Annotated in this window: 18 protein-coding genes; 10 read left to right on the forward strand and 8 right to left on the reverse strand. The window is 55.3% G+C overall.

Translation table 11 applies throughout. The annotated features are described in order from the left end of the window. Window positions 1-22 precede the first annotated feature (22 nt). The 5 genes from adk to IDSA_RS02580 all read left to right on the forward strand — a co-directional run bounded on the left by adk (window position 23) and on the right by IDSA_RS02580 (window position 4,563). Window positions 23-667: an adenylate kinase gene (adk, locus tag IDSA_RS02560; RefSeq protein WP_034773960.1), complete on the forward strand. Its 645-nt coding sequence runs from the start codon at window positions 23-25 to the stop codon at window positions 665-667. A gap of 83 nt (window positions 668-750) precedes the next feature. Further along, complete coding sequence (locus IDSA_RS02565; protein WP_232221249.1) at window positions 751-1,146, forward strand: MAPEG family protein; 396 nt, start codon at window positions 751-753, stop codon at window positions 1,144-1,146. Next, complete coding sequence (locus IDSA_RS02570; RefSeq protein WP_034773964.1) at window positions 1,143-1,949, forward strand: alpha/beta fold hydrolase; 807 nt, start codon at window positions 1,143-1,145, stop codon at window positions 1,947-1,949. The genes IDSA_RS02565 and IDSA_RS02570 overlap by 4 nt, the downstream gene beginning before the upstream one ends. Continuing rightward, entirely contained in the window at window positions 1,942-3,156 is a 1,215-nt protein-coding gene (locus IDSA_RS02575; protein ID WP_034773965.1) for an aminotransferase class V-fold PLP-dependent enzyme, read from the forward strand. The genes IDSA_RS02570 and IDSA_RS02575 overlap by 8 nt, the downstream gene beginning before the upstream one ends. A gap of 6 nt (window positions 3,157-3,162) precedes the next feature. After that, window positions 3,163-4,563 carry an MATE family efflux transporter gene (locus IDSA_RS02580; protein ID WP_051986018.1) on the forward strand — a complete coding sequence of 467 codons (1,401 nt, stop codon included), beginning with the start codon at window positions 3,163-3,165 and terminating at the stop codon, window positions 4,561-4,563. Here IDSA_RS02580 and hisIE read toward each other — a convergent pair. The 8 genes from hisIE to hisG are packed head-to-tail and all read right to left on the reverse strand — an operon-like array spanning window position 4,532 to window position 11,648. Beyond that, window positions 4,532-5,155, reverse strand: a complete 624-nt coding sequence (gene hisIE / locus IDSA_RS02585; RefSeq protein ID WP_034773966.1) for a bifunctional phosphoribosyl-AMP cyclohydrolase/phosphoribosyl-ATP diphosphatase HisIE — start codon at window positions 5,153-5,155, stop codon at window positions 4,532-4,534. The genes IDSA_RS02580 and hisIE overlap by 32 nt on opposite strands. A 22-nt stretch (window positions 5,156-5,177) precedes the next feature. Beyond that, window positions 5,178-5,954, reverse strand: a complete 777-nt coding sequence (gene hisF / locus IDSA_RS02590; RefSeq protein WP_034773967.1) for an imidazole glycerol phosphate synthase subunit HisF — start codon at window positions 5,952-5,954, stop codon at window positions 5,178-5,180. Continuing rightward, entirely contained in the window at window positions 5,936-6,673 is a 738-nt protein-coding gene (hisA, locus tag IDSA_RS02595) for a 1-(5-phosphoribosyl)-5-[(5-phosphoribosylamino)methylideneamino]imidazole-4-carboxamide isomerase (protein WP_034773968.1), read from the reverse strand. Before hisA ends, hisF begins: the two co-directional genes overlap by 19 nt. Beyond that, a complete protein-coding gene (hisH, locus tag IDSA_RS02600; RefSeq protein ID WP_034773969.1) occupies window positions 6,654-7,262 on the reverse strand; it encodes an imidazole glycerol phosphate synthase subunit HisH in 609 nt (202 codons plus the stop codon). The genes hisA and hisH overlap by 20 nt, the downstream gene beginning before the upstream one ends. Continuing rightward, window positions 7,259-8,347 (reverse strand): bifunctional histidinol-phosphatase/imidazoleglycerol-phosphate dehydratase HisB, encoded by a 1,089-nt coding sequence (gene hisB / locus IDSA_RS02605; protein ID WP_034773971.1) that lies wholly within the window; start codon window positions 8,345-8,347, stop codon window positions 7,259-7,261. The genes hisH and hisB overlap by 4 nt, the downstream gene beginning before the upstream one ends. Continuing rightward, window positions 8,344-9,426 (reverse strand): histidinol-phosphate transaminase, encoded by a 1,083-nt coding sequence (gene hisC, locus IDSA_RS02610; protein ID WP_034773972.1) that lies wholly within the window; start codon window positions 9,424-9,426, stop codon window positions 8,344-8,346. The genes hisB and hisC overlap by 4 nt, the downstream gene beginning before the upstream one ends. Further along, window positions 9,423-10,733 carry a histidinol dehydrogenase gene (gene hisD, locus IDSA_RS02615; RefSeq protein WP_034773974.1) on the reverse strand — a complete coding sequence of 437 codons (1,311 nt, stop codon included), beginning with the start codon at window positions 10,731-10,733 and terminating at the stop codon, window positions 9,423-9,425. Before hisD ends, hisC begins: the two co-directional genes overlap by 4 nt. 6 nt (window positions 10,734-10,739) lie before the next feature. Continuing rightward, the gene (hisG, locus tag IDSA_RS02620; RefSeq protein ID WP_034773975.1) at window positions 10,740-11,648 is read right to left on the reverse strand and encodes an ATP phosphoribosyltransferase; all 909 of its coding nucleotides are present in this window, start codon (window positions 11,646-11,648) and stop codon (window positions 10,740-10,742) included. A 412-nt stretch (window positions 11,649-12,060) separates the two neighbouring features. On the opposite strand from hisG, the gene IDSA_RS02625 reads away from it, so the two are divergent. The 5 genes from IDSA_RS02625 to fadD all read left to right on the forward strand — a co-directional run bounded on the left by IDSA_RS02625 (window position 12,061) and on the right by fadD (window position 18,047). After that, window positions 12,061-14,034 carry an ATP-dependent DNA helicase gene (locus IDSA_RS02625; RefSeq protein ID WP_034773977.1) on the forward strand — a complete coding sequence of 658 codons (1,974 nt, stop codon included), beginning with the start codon at window positions 12,061-12,063 and terminating at the stop codon, window positions 14,032-14,034. Next, the gene (gene tsaB, locus IDSA_RS02630; protein ID WP_034773980.1) at window positions 14,031-14,732 is read left to right on the forward strand and encodes a tRNA (adenosine(37)-N6)-threonylcarbamoyltransferase complex dimerization subunit type 1 TsaB; all 702 of its coding nucleotides are present in this window, start codon (window positions 14,031-14,033) and stop codon (window positions 14,730-14,732) included. Before IDSA_RS02625 ends, tsaB begins: the two co-directional genes overlap by 4 nt. 73 nt (window positions 14,733-14,805) lie before the next feature. Beyond that, the gene (locus IDSA_RS02635) at window positions 14,806-15,384 is read left to right on the forward strand and encodes a Slp family lipoprotein (RefSeq protein WP_034773982.1); all 579 of its coding nucleotides are present in this window, start codon (window positions 14,806-14,808) and stop codon (window positions 15,382-15,384) included. 6 nt (window positions 15,385-15,390) lie between these two features. Continuing rightward, window positions 15,391-16,299, forward strand: a complete 909-nt coding sequence (locus IDSA_RS02640; RefSeq protein WP_034773983.1) for an alpha/beta fold hydrolase — start codon at window positions 15,391-15,393, stop codon at window positions 16,297-16,299. Between the two features lie 71 nt (window positions 16,300-16,370). Then, window positions 16,371-18,047: a long-chain-fatty-acid--CoA ligase FadD gene (gene fadD / locus IDSA_RS02645; RefSeq protein ID WP_034773985.1), complete on the forward strand. Its 1,677-nt coding sequence runs from the start codon at window positions 16,371-16,373 to the stop codon at window positions 18,045-18,047.

An 18,047-nucleotide genomic window follows, 5' to 3' on the forward strand; every position in this document is an offset into this window, starting at 1 on the left:
CAAGCAAACAAAGAGGTTGTTCATGCGCATTATCCTGCTGGGCGCTCCGGGCGCAGGGAAAGGTACACAGGCGCAGTTCCTGATGAAAACCTTTGGGATTCCACAAATCTCAACAGGTGATATGTTACGGGCTGCGATTAAAGCCGGAACTGAATTAGGCAAAAAAGCTAAGGCAGTTATGGACGCCGGTAAGCTGGTATCAGACGATATTATGATTGGTCTGGTAAAAGAGCGGGTCGCTGAACCCGACTGCCAGAACGGTTATTTGCTGGACGGTTTCCCCCGTACTATTCCGCAGGCTGATGCGATGCATGAAGCGGGTATTGAAGTCGATTATGTACTCGAATTCGCCGTACCTGATGATGTGATTGTAAAGCGTATGGCGGGCCGCCGGGTGCACCCGGGTTCTGGTCGCGTCTATCATGTGGATCACAACCCGCCAAAGCAGCAAGGCAAAGATGATCTGACCGGCGAAGAGCTGATTGTCCGGGAAGATGATAAAGAAGAAACCGTACGTAAGCGGTTGGCAATTTATCATGAACAAACCGAGCCATTAGTCGCGTATTATCGTAAACTAGCAGAGCAAGGTAAAACGGTCTTTCATCGCCTTGATGGAACCCGTGATGTAGAATCAATCAGTGCCGAGCTTGGCGAGCTGTTAAGCTGACACCGGCCGTACTATATTCTTCAAAAACCCACCTTGTGTGGGTTTTTTTATAACTATAAGTCAGAGGTGCGTTCATGGAACTCATGTTAACTACAAGTCTGCTCTATGCTGGTTTACTGACCTTACTCTATATTGGCCTGTCTGCCGCGATTATCCGGCTGCGCTGGCGTGACCGGGTAGGTTTAGGGACTGGTGAATCTCAGGATCTGAAGGTCGCTGTACGCGCCCACGGTAATTTTTCTGAGTACGTGCCACTGGCGCTGTTATTACTGGTGCTGATGGAGCTGACCGGCGCTGATATGTGGCTGCTGCATGCTTTAGGCGGCTTACTCTTTGTTGCCCGCATTTGTCACGTTATTGGTCTGCGGATGAGTATCGGCCCGTCGTGGGGCCGCACGATTGGTGTGCTTGGCACCTTTATCGTGCTGCTGGTTCAGGCCGGCTATATGTTGGGCTATGCGATCGGAAGCCAGCTATGACAGAGGTTGCAGGGAGCTATCGCACTGGAACCCCGGGCAAACCACCGGTTTTGCTGCTGCATAGCTCACAAAGTACCAGCGGTCAGTGGCGGGCGCTGCAGGCGGAACTCAGTGGTGCTTTTGACGTACTGGCAGTTGATTTGCTGGGTTACGGGAAAGCACCCGCGCCTGAGGTAGATAATCCCGATGCCTTTCGGCTTGCCGATGAAATACCCAGGGTTGTGGCTAGCGTGCGCGCGGCAGGGGTCGATCAGCCGCTACACCTGATTGGCCACTCTTACGGGGCTGCTCTGGCGTTAAAAATAGCCCGCGAGAGGTATCTGCCAGTGCGCAGCCTGGCTTTATTCGAACCGGTTGCCTTCCATGTACTGGACGCTGATGAGCCAGCGCGGCAGGAAATCGACAAAATCGCCGGGCAGATGCATCAGGCTGATGCTGAAGCGGCGACGCGTGCTTTCGTCGACTACTGGAACCAGCCCGGTTACTTTGACGCGCTGCCAGAGCGCATCCGGCAAGGTATGCTACGTCAGGCTGACAAAGTGACCATGGATTTTGCCGCCTTGATGGGCGAGCCCTGTAGCGCGGATGATTACCGCCAGATACAGGCCCCGGCCTTATTGCTGAGCGGCGCTTTCAGCCGGCACAGTGCGAAGGAAGTCGCGGCACGGCTCAAACAGGTGCTGCCGCAGGTTGAAACCGAAACCCTGGCCTGTGGCCACATGGGACCTGTGACCGCGCCGCAACTGGTTAATCCACACATTATCAGTTTTCTGCAACAGCATACGGAGACGAACCTTGACTGACAGCTATCAGCCGCCCGTTGCGGAGTTTCCGCTACTGCAGCAGAACCCGCAGTTGATCTATCTGGACAGTGCTGCCACCTGTCAGGTTCCGGCTGCGGTGCTGAATAGCTATCAGCATTATTTCACCACCAGTCATGCGAACGTGCACCGCGGCAGCCACCGGCTTGGCCGCACCGCCACCGACATGCTCGAACGGGCCCGGGGTATAGCTGCTGATTTTATCGGTGCGCAGCCCGCCGATGTAGCCTTCTCCCCGTCAACCACGGCCGCGCTGAATGGTCTGGCCCAGCAGTTACCCGTGAACTGGTGCGCCGGTGATGAAATTTTGCTGACCGATGCTGAGCATCATGCCAACATATTGCCGTGGCAACGCCTGGCGATGCAGCACCGGCTGGTGTTACGATTTATCCCGGTGGATCCGGTCAGTGGCCAGCTTGGTGAGTGGCAGCAACTGATTAATGAACGTACCCGGCTTATCAGTGTAACGCTGGCCAGTAATATTACCGGCGCTGTGTTCCCGGTGGCGGACCTCTCTGACGCGGCCCGCCAGCGCGAGATCCCGGTTATTGTGGATGCCGCGCAGGCGGTGGCGCATACCCGGCTTAACGTTGCGAAACTGGACTGTGACGCGCTGGTTTTCAGTGGCCATAAAGCCTACGGGCTGCCAGGCTGTGCGGTGCTTTATATGCACAGCCGGTTGTGGCGCCGCATGGAGCCTTTTGTGGTAGGTGGTGGGGTGGTTAGCCAGGTCAGTCGGCATGAGGCCGAACTGATCGATAGCATCCAGCGCTTTGAAGCGGGTACGCCAAATACCGGTGCTATCAGCGCAACGGCTACAGCCCTTGAGTGGTTGCAGGAGCAGCGGCAGCTCGGCGTTAGTGTCTATCTGCAGCAATTGCGGCAACAGTTACTCAGCGGCCTGCAACAACGGAGTTGGTTACAGGTGCTACCGGCGGGCGATGTACACACCCCTGTCGTCAGTTTTTACTGCCCCGACATTCATGCCTATGATTTAGCGGTGTGGCTGGATGAACACCAGATCGCGGTGCGAGCCGGGCATCATTGTGCGCAGTTGCTGCTGCAATCCTGGGATCTGACTGCGGTGGTGCGGATATCGCTGGCCGCTTACACAACCGAGAAACAGGTGCAGCAATTACTGCATCATCTTGATGAGGCCTGGCAGATGCTGGGTCCGACAGTGGAGTAAGCACTGATGCATGCCTGGGCTAACTGGTGGCCGGAGTCGATTAAGCTTGCCAAGCTGACTGGCCCTATCCTTATCGCACAACTGACGCATATGTTAATGAGTGTAGCCGACACCGTGATGGCCGGGCAGGTCGGCGCGGTGCACCTGGCGGCGGTATCGGTGGGGGCTAGTATCTGGATCCCTTCAACTTTGCTGATTTTTGGTTTAGCACTGGCGCTGGCACCGATCATTTCGCACTTTGATGGTGCCGGCAAACAGTCGCGCATGGCGAATATGGTGCAGCAGGGGCTTTATGCTTCGATCTTAGGCGGGCTTCTGTGTCTGGCTGTTATTCTGTGCGCACCCTATGTGCTGGGCGCCATGGACGTCGCCGATGATTTGCGCACCATTACCCTCGATTACCTGTTCTATTTGTCCTTTGGTATTCCCGCTTTTGTGCTTTATATGGTGTTGCGTAACTTCTGTGAGGGGTTGTCGCATACCATGCCGTCGCTGGTCATCGGTGTGATTGGCCTGCTGGTTAATATACCGGCAAACTATGTGTTTATTTATGGTATGGGCGACATCCCGGCCTTTGGCGGCGCCGGCTGCGGGATCGCGACAGCGCTGGTACTCTGGGTGATGGCCTTTGGTCTGATGGGTTATGTGCTGATGGCGAAGCGCTTTAAACATATTGCGCTGTTCAGCCAGTGGCATCCGCCAAACTGGGATGACACCTGGTATGTGATCCGGCTCGGTTTCCCCATCGCCACCGCGATGTTTTTTGAAGTGAGCTTGTTTGCCGCGGCGGCTCTGGTTATAGCGCCGCTGGGCGCTACTATGGTGGCCAGCCACCAAATCGCGCTGAATATTTCCTCGCTGGTGTATATGGTGCCGCTGAGCCTGTCGATGGCGGTGACGCTGCGAGTGGGATTCGCCTTAGGGTCGGGGAACCAACAAAACGCTATGCTCAGTCATAAGCTGGCGACGCTCTATGGCATGACCTTTGCGGCGGTAAACGGTCTGATCATGTATCTGGCCGGCGCCTGGCTGGCCAGTCTTTATACCGACGATCAGGCGGTTATTCAGCTGGCGGCTACCCTGATGGGGCTGGCAGCAGTTTTTACTATTTCAGATACGTTTCAGGCTATCGCAATAGGCACCCTGCGTGGCTATAAAGATACCAAGGTGGTTATGGGAATCACCTTCGTATCCTACTGGCCGTTAGGCCTGAGCGTGGGAATTATCCTGTCGCTGACGGACTGGATAGTGCCGGCGATGGGTGCCGCCGGCATGTGGGTCGGTTTTATCCTGGGCCTGAGTGTGGCTGCGGTACTGCTTACCTGGCGGCTGGTGGTCGTTAGCCGGCGTTACCGGCAGCAGCATCCGGACAAGCCTAAGCCTGACGCCGCTGAAGGAGCACTTTGAGTACCTGAGCGAGGCTAAGATCCCGGCTCTCCAGTACCACCAGCAAGTGATAAAGCAGATCTGCGCTTTCATTCAGCAGTTCCTGGTCATCTCCAGCAGCCGCTGCCAGGGCAACCTCCACCCCTTCTTCACCAACTTTCTGCGCGGCCCTTTTGATGCCGGCCTGCAGTAACTGAGCGGTGTAGCTGCTGCCCTCGTCACCCTGTTGCCGGCGGCTGTGAATGGTATCAGCAAGGCCTTGTAGTACCGGGGTAGCCAGATGCTCGTCATCACTGAAACAGCTGCGACTGCCCAGATGACAGGTTGGCCCGGCCGGCAGGGCCATGATCAGAATGCTGTCTCTGTCACAATCGGTATGGGCGCTTACCAGCTCCAGATAATTACCGGACGCTTCGCCTTTGGTCCATAACCGGTCTTTACTACGGCTAAAAAACGTCACTTTTTCAGTTTGCAGGGTGGCTTTAATGGCGGCTGCGTTCATAAACCCCTGCATCAGAATCTCGCCAGTCAGCACATGCTGGACAATGGCCGGCAGCAGGCCGTCCATTTTTCCGAAATCAAGTGCATCGGTTGTCGCTTCAGTTATTTGCATAGTCGTTCCTTTACGGGATTTATTATACCGGGCGCACCAGGATGCCGGCATGGGTCAGATGGCTTTTCAGATCAGCAATGCTGATCAGCTGCTTATGAAAAACCGATGCAGCTAAAGCACCGTCTACCTCAGCCTGCTGAAATACGTCCCGGAAGTGGTTCAGAGCGCCGGCGCCGCCAGATGCGATCAGCGGCACCGGACAAATTTTCCGCAGTGCCTGCAACTGGGCAATATCATAGCCTTGCCGTACCCCGTCCTGATTCATACAGTTTAAGACGATCTCGCCAGCACCGCGGCTGATCACTTCCTGCAACCACTCGCGGGTCTGCCAGCGGGTCTTGCTGGTCCGGCTCTCGTCGCCGGTAAACTGATAAACCTGATAGGTTTCGGTATCGGTATCAAAAAAGCTGTCGATACCAATCACGATGCATTGCTGGCCAAATTCATCAACCAGGGTATTGATGAGATCCGGATCCCTCAGGGCAGGTGAGTTAATGGAGATCTTATCGGCGCCCATAGCCAGAATCTCCTGTGCCTGTGCTACCGAACTGATCCCACCGGCAACGGTGAAGGGGATATCAATCAGGCGGGCCACCCGTTCTACCCAGGATTTATCAACCACCCGCGCGTCCGCCGAAGCCGTAATATCGTAAAATACCAGTTCGTCAGCGCCGGCAGCGGCATAGCGTTCAGCCAGCGGCTCAATCGCGCCGATAATTTCATGATTACGAAACTGCACGCCTTTAACCACTTCGCCGTCACGAACGTCCAGACAAGGAATTATGCGTCGGGCCAGCATTGCAGTGCCTCCTCTAAGGTAAAGGCGCCAGTGAGCAGCGACTTGCCAAGAATAGCCGCATCACAGTTAATTGCCTGCAACTGCCGCAGGTCATCAAGGGTGGCGATGCCGCCGGATGCCTGCAGGACCAGTTGTGGATAACGGGTTTTGAGTTGCTTATAGAGGCCAATATTGGCACCGCTGAGCATGCCATCCCGGCTGATATCGGTGCACAATACGTGGCGCAGGCCAAAAGCCAGGTAGTTCTCAATCAGGGCTTCCAGGGTCTGATCTGAGGTTTCCAGCCAGCCGTGAGTGGCAACGTACGCCTGGCCATCGTCAGCGATGTTCACATCCAGCGCCAACACGATGGCGTCGCTACCGAACTCCTGCAGCCAGGCTTGTACCAACTGCGGTTCGCGCACTGCCAGCGAGCCGATGACCACGCGCTGCACACCATGGTCAAACAGCTGCTCAAGATCATCGCGGCTGCGAATGCCGCCACCAATTTGCACCGCCATGGACGTACTGGCGGTAATCTGTTCGATTAATTGCAACTGGCGTTTAGCCGGATCACGGGCACCATCAAGGTCAACCAGGTGTAACCAGGTTGCGCCGGCCTGCTGGTAGGCTTCAACCAGTGGTAGCGGGCTGTCAGCATAGGTCGTCTGCCGGGCGAAATCGCCTTGTTGTAAGCGGATGACGTTGCCGTCAATCAGATCAAGTGCTGGTATCAGCATCGGTTATCTCCAGAAAATTCTTTAAAATCCGGCTGCCGGTTGCGCCTGACCGTTCAGGGTGAAACTGAGCGCCGAAGAAATTACGGTTTCTGATCATGGCCGCAAAGGTCGCGCCGTAGTTAGTCCGGGCGATGGTATAGCGATCAGGGGCCACGGCAAAACTATGCACAAAGTAACACCAGGGATCGAGCCCGAGCCCGCGCGTCAGGGGGTTGTTCGTAGTGTCCTGCAGGGTGTTCCAGCCCATATGGGGCAACGGCAGCCCAGCGGCCTGCAGGCGCTCGGTGCGGGCTGGTATTACCCCCAGGCAATCAACGTCGCCCTCGGCACTCCAGTCGGTCAGCAGCTGCATGCCCAGGCAAATGCCCAATACCGGCTGCTGCAGTTCACGGATGACCGGCACCAGTTCCAGTTGCTGCAAATTACGCATGGCCGCCCGCGCGGTGCCAACGCCGGGCAGGATAACGCGGTCGGCTTGCTGAATACGGGCGGCATCGGCCGTCACCTCGGGTATTACGCCCAGTCGTTCAATGGCAAAACGGACCGAAGTGAGGTTGGCACAAGCCGTGTCGATGATCACCAGGTTCATGCCAGCATACCCTTACTTGAAGGCAGCGCGCCGTCTGTAGTGCGCGTGATGGCCTGACGCAGCGCCCGGCCAAATACCTTGAACAGACTCTCAACCTGATGGTGACTGTTGCCTGCAGTGGTGCTCAGGTGCAGGGATACCGCCATGGCATCACTGATCGAGCGGAAAAAATGACCGACCATTTCGGTAGAGAGTTCACCGACTTTGTCCCGGCTGAAGCTGGCATCAAACTGCAGGTAAGGCCGGCCGGACAGATCGATCAGACATTCGGCCCGGCATTCGTCCATCGGCAGCGCAAAACCAAAACGGCCGATGCCGCGCTTGTCGCCAAGCGCCTGTCGCAGCGCCTGGCCAAGGGCCAGCGCGGTATCTTCAACGGTGTGGTGTTCGTCAATGTGGAGGTCACCCTGAACCTGCAGATCCAGTGAAAATCCGGCATGGGTGGCGATCTGCTCGAGCATGTGATCGAAGAAACCGATCCCGGTGTTGATGGCTACCGGCCGGGTCGCGTCCAGATCCAGGTTAACCCGGATATCGGTTTCGCGGGTGGTGCGGGTCACGCTAGCCTGTCGGGGCCGATTCAGGAGCTGATGCTGGATGTTATTCCAGTTATTGGTCTGCGGGTCATACTTGATGCCGCGGATCCCCAAATTCTCCGCCAGTTGGATATCGGTATCACGATCGCCAATCACATACGAATTGGCAAAGTTAATCCGGCCTTGCTGCAGATAATCGCGCACCAGCCCCAGTGAAGGCTTGCGGCAGCTACATGCATCCTGCGGGAAGTGCGGACAAATCAGCACCTCAGCAAAGCGAATACCCTGTGAACTGAAAATATCCATCATCAGGTTATGGGGTGCATCAAAGTCGGCCTGGGGGAAACTGTCGGTTCCCAACCCGTCCTGATTAGAAACCATAACCAGCTGATAGCCCGCCGCCTGAAACGCCAGTAAAGCAGGGATAACACCGGGCTCGAACTGCAGTTTGGAAATGCTGTCGAGTTGTTTATCAACCGGCGGTTCAACCACCAGGGTTCCGTCGCGGTCGATAAACAGAATATTTTGTGCGTTTTGCTGGCCATTCATGCGGGTAAGGCCTCCAATAATTGATCCATTTCCTGGCTGCTGCCAATGCTGATGCGAACGCTGTTACTCAGATTTAGCTGTTGTGACTGATTGCGGATAAGCACGCCTTGCTCAGCGCAGCTGGCCACCAGTGCGGCAGCATCGGTCACACTCAGCAGCACGAAATTGGTGGTGCTGGGCCAGATGCGCTTAACCCACTGGCGGTGGGTCAGGGCTGTCAGCAGTCGTTGCCGCTGCTCGGTGACAGTTGTCAGCATAGCATGCATAGCACTAATGGCTTCCGGTTGCAGCGCCCCGGTTGCGTAGTCAAGGGTCGACTGCGGTAACGGATAGGGCGCAATAACTTTACGCAGGCACTGAATAATATCGCGGCCAGCCAGTGCGAAGCCGCAGCGAATCGCCGCCAGGCCAAAAGCCTTGGACAGGGTGCGCAGGATAACCAGTTGCGGATAGCGGGCCAGCCAGCCGGTCAGTTGATTTAACTTGTCTGGCTGGCCGGTTGCGGCGAACTCAATATAGGCCTGATCGACCACCACCAGGGCCCGCTCGCCGACCTGCTCAAGTAAATTTTCTAAGTCATCCGTGGCCAACTCGTTGCCTAGCGGATTCGACGGGCTACAGATAAAAATCAGTTTGACCTGATCGAGCTGGCTATAGATGGCTGCTAAGTCTAATTGTAAATTGCGGCCCCGGGCTATTAATGGCACTTCGGTTACCCCGGCGCCATGGGTCTGGGCGCTGATGGCGTACATGCCATAAGTCGGCGGGCAGATCATGACCCGATCCTGGCCCGGTTCGCAGAAGGTGCGGATCAAGAGATCAATCGCTTCGTCACTGCCGCGGCAACTGAGTAATTGCTCTTCGCTAACACCGGCATAGCTGGCGTAAGCCTGATTAAGTGTGCTGCTCTGAAACGCCGGGTAGCGGTTAGCCTGAGCGCCATCCGGTGGTTGTGACGGCGTCAGCGGCGCTTCGTTGGCATTCAGCCATACCGCGCCACCACTCATGCTGCGGCGGGCGGAGGCGTAGGGTGTGAGATCGCGCAAGTGCTGGCGCTGCAGACGATCAGCGATACTCATGACGGTTCTCCTTGCTGTTGCTGCAGACGAATGCTGACCGCACGGGCGTGGGCATCAAGACCCTCTGTCTGCGCCAGCTCAACAATAGCGTCAGCCAGGCCTGCCAGGCCTTCGCGGCTAGCCTGTTGTACCGTGTAGCGACGGTAGAAATCGAGCAAACCCAGACTGGAGTAGTTGCGGGCAAAGCCATAAGTTGGCAATACGTGATTGGTGCCGGTGGCATAATCACCGCCGCTTTCCGGCGTGTAATGTCCGACAAACACCGAGCCTGCGTTAGTCAGCTGATCCAGCCAGCGTTCCGTATCGTCCAGCTGTAATGATAAGTGCTCCGGCGCGTAGCGCTGACTAATAACCACCGCTTCGGCAATGGAGTTGACCTGAACCAGCGAACTGGTCTGCAATGCCTGACGGGCCACGTCGGCGCGTGGCAGATCGGTGAGTTGCTGCTCGATAGCCTGGGCGGTTGCCTTAAGCAGATCCGCAGAGGGACTCAGTAAAATTACCTGAGAATCGGCACCATGTTCTGCCTGCGAGAGTAAATCCGCGGCAACATAAGCGGGGTTCGCGGTGTCGTCAGCGATAACCAGTAGTTCGGAAGGCCCGGCGGGCATATCAATGGCAGCGCCGGATGCATCCTGTGAAACCTGTTGTTTGGCGGCAGTGACGTAGCTATTGCCGGGGCCAAAGATTTTTACCACAGGCGCGATGGTTTCGGTGCCATAGGCGAGTGCGGCAATGGCCTGGGCGCCACCGCAGCGATACACCTCAGTGATACCGCACTTTTGCGCCACATACATCAAGGCCGGGGACAGATCGCCATTGGCGTCGGGTGGACTAACCAGTACCCGTCGGGCACAGCCTGCCAGCTGCGCCGGAATGCCTAACATCATGGCGGTCGACGGCAGCACAGCGGAGCCACCCGGAACATACAGGCCAACTGCATCAAGCGGGTGAAAGCGCTGACTGCAGATCACGCCCGGAGCTGTCTCCACCGTCAGCTGCTGTGGCCGTTGCGGCTTGTGAAAGCGGGTAATCGTACTAAAGGCAAGGTCAATGGCCGCCCGGGTTTTAGCAGCAAGTTTTGCCGCCTGCTGGTCAATTTTCTCTACCGGATAGGCGAGGCTATCCAGTGTTTCGCAGTCAAAACGACGGGTGTACCGCAGTACTGCTGCATCGCCTTCGCTGCGGACAGCGGCAATAATCTCAGCGACCTGCTGCTGCAGAACTTCCGGGCGTGCCTGCGCCGGACGGTCGAGAATACGCTGCTGCTCAGCAGCATTCAGGGATTGCCAGTTGAGGATACGCATGCTGATTTATCCCATCATCTTTTCAATGGGCAGTACCAGAATCGAGCTGCAGCCAATAGCTTTCAGTTCTTCCATGGTTTCCCAGAATAAGGTTTCGGTGCTGACCATGTGTACTGCCACCAGTTTATCGGTGTGGCTGAGTGGCAAAATAGTCGGACGTTCGGCGCCGGGCAGCAGGTCAGCAACTTTGTCGAGCGCGCTGACTGGCGCGTGCAGCATGATGTACTTACTTTCCCGCGCCATCTGCACGCCGTCAATGCGTGGCAACAGCTGGTCAACGATGGCCTGCTTAACGGCTGACAATGGCTCCGGGCGCTGAATAAGCTGAGCCTGGGAGCGGAAAATGATATCTTTTTCAACTAGGCCATTGGCTTCAAGGGTGGCCCCGGTCGATACCAGATCGCAGACGGCATCGGCCAGGCCCGCTCGCGGCGCCACTTCGACACTGCCGGTTAGTACAGCGTTGCTGGCTTTCACGCCCTGACGTTGTAGGTAGCTTTGCAGCAGGTAGGGATAGGTGGTCGCGATGCGCTTACTATTTAAATCAGCAATACCGTTGTAATCGTCTTCCTTGGGTACCGCGATGGATAGCCGGCATTGGCCAAAGTCCAGTGCGCGCAGGCGCTCAAACTCACTGGGTAGGTTGGTTGCAACCCGCTCCAGCCGTGCTTCTTCAAGCACATTCTCACCCACCAGACCAAGATCCACCACGCCATCCATAATGAGCCCGGGGATATCGTCATCGCGCACCCGCAATAAATCAACAGGTTGGTTGCTACTGTGCGCCAGCAGGCGGGCTTCGTGCAGGCTGAACTTAAAGCCGCAGGCCTGCAACAGCCCGATGGATTCTTTACTGAGCCGGCCTGACTTCTGAATTGCTATCGTCAGGCGGGAAGAACTTTTATCGACAACCATGAAAATCTCCTAATAAAAAACCCCCGGAAGGTATGCCTTGCGGGGGTCTTAATGAGCGAAGGCTACCTCAATATGAGTCAGCCTTAAGCGCGCAGCTGAGGGCTAACTGTGGGTCATATGATGATGGTGCCAGCTGAAAGTGCGCATTGTATGCTCCGTAGTAATAGGTTTACTGTTTCTGTTGGCGCTAATTGTATAGAATTTCAGGATTGATTCAAGCCTGTTTTTGCACGATTTGTCTGGCTTTTATTATTTCTTGTACGCAAGTTGTATACATTTCGAAGAGGTGCTTTTTACGTCGCCGGGCGATTCACAAATACAGGACGCTGTTGATCAGACTCCGCCTTTCCGGCGAATAATGATAGGATGCGGATATCTTTAACCAGGCTCCCGGCGCCAGGAATTTCCACTGATGCAGGCAATAAGCGAATTATTTCTTCCTGACAGCAAATTAGCGAAAACGCTCCCCGGTTTTGCCCCGCGTGCGGCGCAGACAGAAATGGCGGCTGCGGTAGCGCGCGCCTTAGATGGCAAACAACAACTGGTGGTGGAAGCTGAGACAGGTACCGGCAAAACCTATGCCTACCTGGTGCCGGTACTGATGAATGACGGTAAAGCCATTATCTCGACCGGCACGAAGAACTTGCAGGAGCAGCTGTTCCACCGGGATCTGCCGGCGCTGCGCGATGCCATCGCGCCGAAAAAAGTCGTCGCCTTGCTGAAGGGACGCAGTAATTACCTGTGCCTGCACCGGATGAAGCAAGCCACTGCCCATAGCGGCGAACTGAATAAGACGGTGCAGTCACAGCTGGTTGATGTCCGTCGCTGGGCGCAACGTACGGACGATGGTGATATTGGTAGTCTGAGCCTGTTACAGGAAGACGCCGAAGTTTTACCACAGGTGACCAGTACCGCGGATAACTGTCTGGGTCGCGATTGCCCGGATTATGAAGACTGCTATGTGGTCAAAGCGCGAAAACGCGCTCTGGAAGCCGATCTGGTGGTTGTTAACCATCATTTATTTTTTGCCGATATGGTGCTTAAGGATGTCGGCTTCGGCGAACTTATCCCCGAAGCCGCGGCAGTGATCTTTGATGAGGCCCATCAGCTACCGGATATTGCCAGTCAGTATTTCGGCGAGTCTGTCTCAAGCCGGCAGTTGCAGGAGCTGGCGCACGAACTTAAGGTTTTATACCTCACCGAGCTGAAAGATCTTAAGCAGCTTGATAAAGCGGCAGACAAGTTACTGGCCGGGCTACGCGACTGGCGTCTGGTGTTCCCCGCCGATGCCCAGAAGGGGAACTGGCGGCAGTATTCACAGCAGCCAAAGGTTCAGGACGCGGCCGCGCAAGTAACAGAACAACTTGAATTTTTGCAGGAAGTGATAAAGAGCAGCCTGGGCCGGCACCAGGATCTGGATCAGGCCTACGATCGCTGTGTGCAGGGGGTGTCAAAATGGCAGCAACTACAGGCGACGGATCGTACCGGCTTCAGTTTCTGGTTTGAAACCACGGTGCGTCAGGTCACGCTGCATCAGACACCATTGCGGGTAGCAGATAAATTTGGCGGCTATCTGCGCGAAAGCAATATGAGCTGGATCTTCACATCGGCGACGCTGGCCGTGGGCGATGACTTCAGCCATTTTACCGGGCAGTTGGGGCTGGAGCAGGCCGCTACGCTATCATTGCCAAGCCCGTTCGATTTTGCCGGCCAGGCACTTTTATGTATGCCGCGTTATCTGCCGCAGCCGCACGAACGATCCATGCAGGATGCCTTACTGGACCTTATCACTCAGGTGCTTGACGCGAACCGTAACGGCGGCACCTTCGTGCTTTTCACCAGCCATCGGATGCTGCAGTCGATTGCGGTTACCCTGTCGGCAGTAATTGACCGACCATTGTTTGTGCAGGGCACCACCAGTAAGCGTGAGCTACTCAACGAATTTATCGCCGCCGGCAATGGGGTATTGCTGGGTACCTCGTCGTTCTGGGAGGGCGTTGATGTGCGGGGCGACGCGTTGCGCTGTGTGATTATCGATAAATTGCCTTTCGCCTCGCCCGACGATCCGTTATTACAGGCACGGGTGGAGGACTGTAAGCTGCGTGGAGTTGATGCTTTTGCTCAGGTACAATTGCCCCAGGCAGTCATTACCCTCAAACAAGGGGCGGGCAGGTTAATCCGTGACGCGCAGGATAAAGGCGTACTTTTTATCTGCGATCAGCGTCTGGTGAGTAAGGGCTATGGCGGGCTCTTTCTGAGCAGCCTGCCGGCAATGCCGCGCACCCGCAGTGTGCCACTGGCATTGCAGTTTTTACGTGACCTGGATCAGCATAATTCAATAGAAAGTGCGGCAGAAAAATTAGTGACAGAAGAGAGCAGGGTATGAAAGAAAGTGTAGTACTGGCGCTGGATACCTCAACTGAACAGTGTTCAGTGGCCATTATCGCTGGTGAGCGGCGGGCAAGCCGGGCGGTGGTTACCCCACGCGAGCATGCCCAGCGGATTCTGGGATTAATTACCGACGTTCTTGACGAGTTAGAACTGCGACTTGCTGATGTCACTGCCTTAGTGTGCGGACATGGGCCTGGGAGCTTTACCGGCGTTCGCATTGGCGTGTCTGTGGCTCAGGGGCTGGCATTTAGTCAGCAACTGCCGGTTTATCCGGTGAACACGCTGGCGGCATTGGCGCAACAGGCAATTCGCAAGCATCAGGCAGAGACTATTGTCAGTGCTATAGATGCCAGAATGAATGAAGTGTACCTGGCTAGTTTTCGTAACGACAACGGGCTGGCCGTTGCTGTGCAACCACCACAGATGGCACCGCTGACGCCGCTGGCCGCTAACAGCTGGTGGCCGCAGGGGCAAATAGCCGGGGCCGGTACCGGCTGGCAGGCCTATGGCAGTGAGCTTGACCCGCAGGGCAATGTCGGGATTCTTAGTGATGTGACATTACCCCTGGCAGAGGATATGTTGACCTTAGCGCTGGCCATGGAACAACAAGGACTGCAGCCAGTGGCTGCGGCCGGACTGGAACCCTTGTATGTGCGTAACGAAGTGGCGTGGAAAAAACTGCCGGGCCGCTGATTCAGGCCGCAGAAGGAACTTTCCCGGATGGTAGGGTATCAAAGATAACGAACCTAAGTGACAGGAGTACAACATGAAGTTTTGGGTTATGAGTTTGGCTATTTTAGCGTTAAGCGCCTGCTCGGCAGTTCCCGATGAGCTGGCTGTCGCTGAAAATAAAACCTTAGTGAGCTATGCGAGTGCTCTGCAGCAACCAGAGCAAGCAGTAGGGAAAACAGCTCGCTGGGGCGGCCTGATTGCCTCGGTACGCAATACCGACGACGGTACCATTATCGAAGTGGTTAATTTTGAACTGACCAACTGGGGTCGTCCGATTGTCAGCGGCGAAAGCAATGGCCGCTTCCGCGCCAGGCTGGACGGCTTCGTTGATCCTATGGTCTACAAAGAAGGCCGCAGCGTGACCTTTACCGGTACGATACAGCAACCGGAAGAAGGCAAAATTGACGAGTATCGCTATTTGTTCCCGGTACTGGATGTAACCGGCAAATTCCTGTGGAAGGAACGCAAAGAGATGGATACCCAGGTTGATTACAGCTCACTGTGGTACCGCCATCACTATTTTGCCCCGCCTTACCGTATTTACTATCCGGTACCGGTGCGACCAGCGCGGCCACGCTCAGGTGCTTCAGACAAGCAAGGGAATGAGAACTAATTCATCATGACTGAAACCTCTGACTGGCAACAGGCCCGGCATTTGGCCGGGCCTGTTGCTTTTGAATTAAACTGGGGCACGGTGCGGGGTCTCAGTTGGGGGCCGGTGGCGGGCAAACCTATACTGGCACTACATGGCTGGCTGGATAACGCACATAGCTTTGTCCCTGTGGCCGACGCGTTTCTGCAATCGCCCTTAAGCCAGTCTCACCGCCTGATAGCACTGGATTGGGCGGGACACGGTTGGTCAGATCACCGGCCGCCGGGTAATTATTATCCCTTTGTCGATTATGTTTACGATATCTGGCAACTCTGTGAATTACAGGGCTGGCAGCAGATCGACATTATTGCGCATTCGATGGGAGCCTTTGCCGCCAATATGCTGGCCGGTATTGACCCTGATCGGGTTGCCAGCCTGCTGAGTATTGAGGCTTTTGGTTTACTGGCTACGCCGGAGTCTGAAACCTCCAGCGATATTCGCAAAGGCTTTAAAAGCCGGTGGGTGCAACAACAAAAAGAGCGCCCTCATTACCGCAGCCTCACGCAGGCGGTCACTGCCCGGCAGCAGGCCGGAGACTTTTCCGCGGAAATTGCAGCCTTACTGGTTGACCGGGGAATTGAGCAGCTGGCGTCAGATGACTACCGGTTTCGCGCTGACGGTCAGCTACGGGTGGCCTCGGCGATTCGGATGACGGCCGGGCAAATCGGCGATGTACTAGCCAAAATAAACTGTCCCTTTGAGCTGGTGATTGGCAGTGAAGGCCACCAGCGTGTGCAACAAGCGCTGGATTTGTGGGCGCCGCTGGTACCGCAGCTGCAGGTTCATACCCTGACCGGTGGCCATCATGTACACATGCAAAATCCTGCTGCGATTATCGACTTATTCGGTCAGATGATTGACCGTCAGAACGGCTAGGATTAACTGGTCGGATATGCGATGATTGCCGGATAATTATAAACAGACTTCAGTTCAGGAGCACGACGAGCGTGGAAAAAATCTGGCTAAAAAGCTATCCGGCGGGGGTTCCGGAAACCATAGATCCGGATCATTTTGATTCACTGGTAGATATTTTTGAACAAAGTATCGAGGCCTATGGCGACCGTATTGCCTACGTCAATATGGACCATGAAATGTCGTTCAGGGAACTGGATAAAGCCAGTCGCGACTTTGCTGCGTACCTGCAACAAAACGGGCTCAAAAAAGGTGATGCGGTAGCCATCATGATGCCAAATCTGCTGCAATATCCGGTCGCGCTGTTTGGTATCTTGCGGGCGGGCATGACAGTGGTTAACGTCAATCCGCTGTATACGGCGCGGGAGTTAAAGCACCAGTTGAGTGATGCCGGCGCGAAGATGATCGTGATTCTGGATAATTTTGCCCATACCCTGGAAAAGGTTATTGACGAACTGGCGCTGAACAAAGTGATACTGACTAGTATCGGTGATTTACTGCCGACGCCCAAGCGCTGGCTGGTGAATGCGGTGGTGAAGTACGTAAAACGTATGGTGCCGTCCTATTCACTGAAGCATACCGTCAACTTCCGTCAGGTGTTAAGTGCCGGCGCTAAAGCCGACTATCAGCGCCCGAAGGTAACCGGCGATGATCTGGCGTTTTTACAGTACACCGGTGGCACCACCGGTCTTGCCAAAGGCGCGATGCTGTCGCACCGGAATATGGTGGCAAACCTGGAGCAGGTGTCTGCCTTTATCGCACCGCTGGTTAATGACGGTGAAGAAACCATCATTACCGCGCTACCGCTCTATCATATTTTTGCGCTGACCTCGAACTGCCTGACGTTCATGAAGCACGGTGGGCGCAACGTACTTATTACCAACCCCCGCGACATGCCAGCTTTTATTAAAGAACTCGATAAGTATCCGTTCTCAATGATTTCCGGTGTGAATACCTTGTTTAACGGCTTGCTGAACACCGAAGGCTTTAAGGATCTCGATTTTTCCAGCCTTAAAATCGCCCTTGGCGGCGGTATGGCGGTACAGCGTTCGGTTGCAGAGCAGTGGGAGCGGGTAACAAAATCCCGGTTGCTGGAAGGCTATGGCCTTACCGAATGCGCACCGGTGGTGACGGTCAACCCGACGGATATTGAACACTATAACGGGACTATTGGTGTGCCTTTACCCTCCACTGAGGTGCGGGTGGTCGATGTGGATACCGGCAAACTGGTCGCTCAGGGCGAGTCAGGCGAGCTGCAGGTGCGTGGCCCGCAGGTTATGGTGGGTTACCTGAACCGGCCGGACGAAACAGCAAAAGTGATGACAGATGGCTGGTTTATGACCGGCGATATCGGTCTGATGAACGAAAATGGTTTCTTTAAAATCGTTGATCGTAAGAAAGATATGATTCTGGTATCGGGCTTTAACGTTTATCCGAACGAAATTGAAGATGTGATTTCTGATCATCCGAAAGTCCTTGAAATCGCAGCTATCGGTGTCCCCCATGATTCGTCAGGCGAAGCGGTTAAAGTATTTGTGGTGCGTAAAGATAAGTCACTGACTGAGCGCGAAGTTATTGAATTCGCCAAAGAAGGTCTGACTGGCTATAAAGTGCCTAAGTTTGTTGAATTCCGCGACGAGTTACCAAAAACCAATGTTGGCAAAATATTGCGCCGCACCCTGCGTGATGAAGAAGAGGCTAAGTCGAAATAA

The organism is Pseudidiomarina salinarum (genome assembly GCF_000753715.1).
Taxonomy (GTDB): domain Bacteria; phylum Pseudomonadota; class Gammaproteobacteria; order Enterobacterales; family Alteromonadaceae; genus Pseudidiomarina; species Pseudidiomarina salinarum.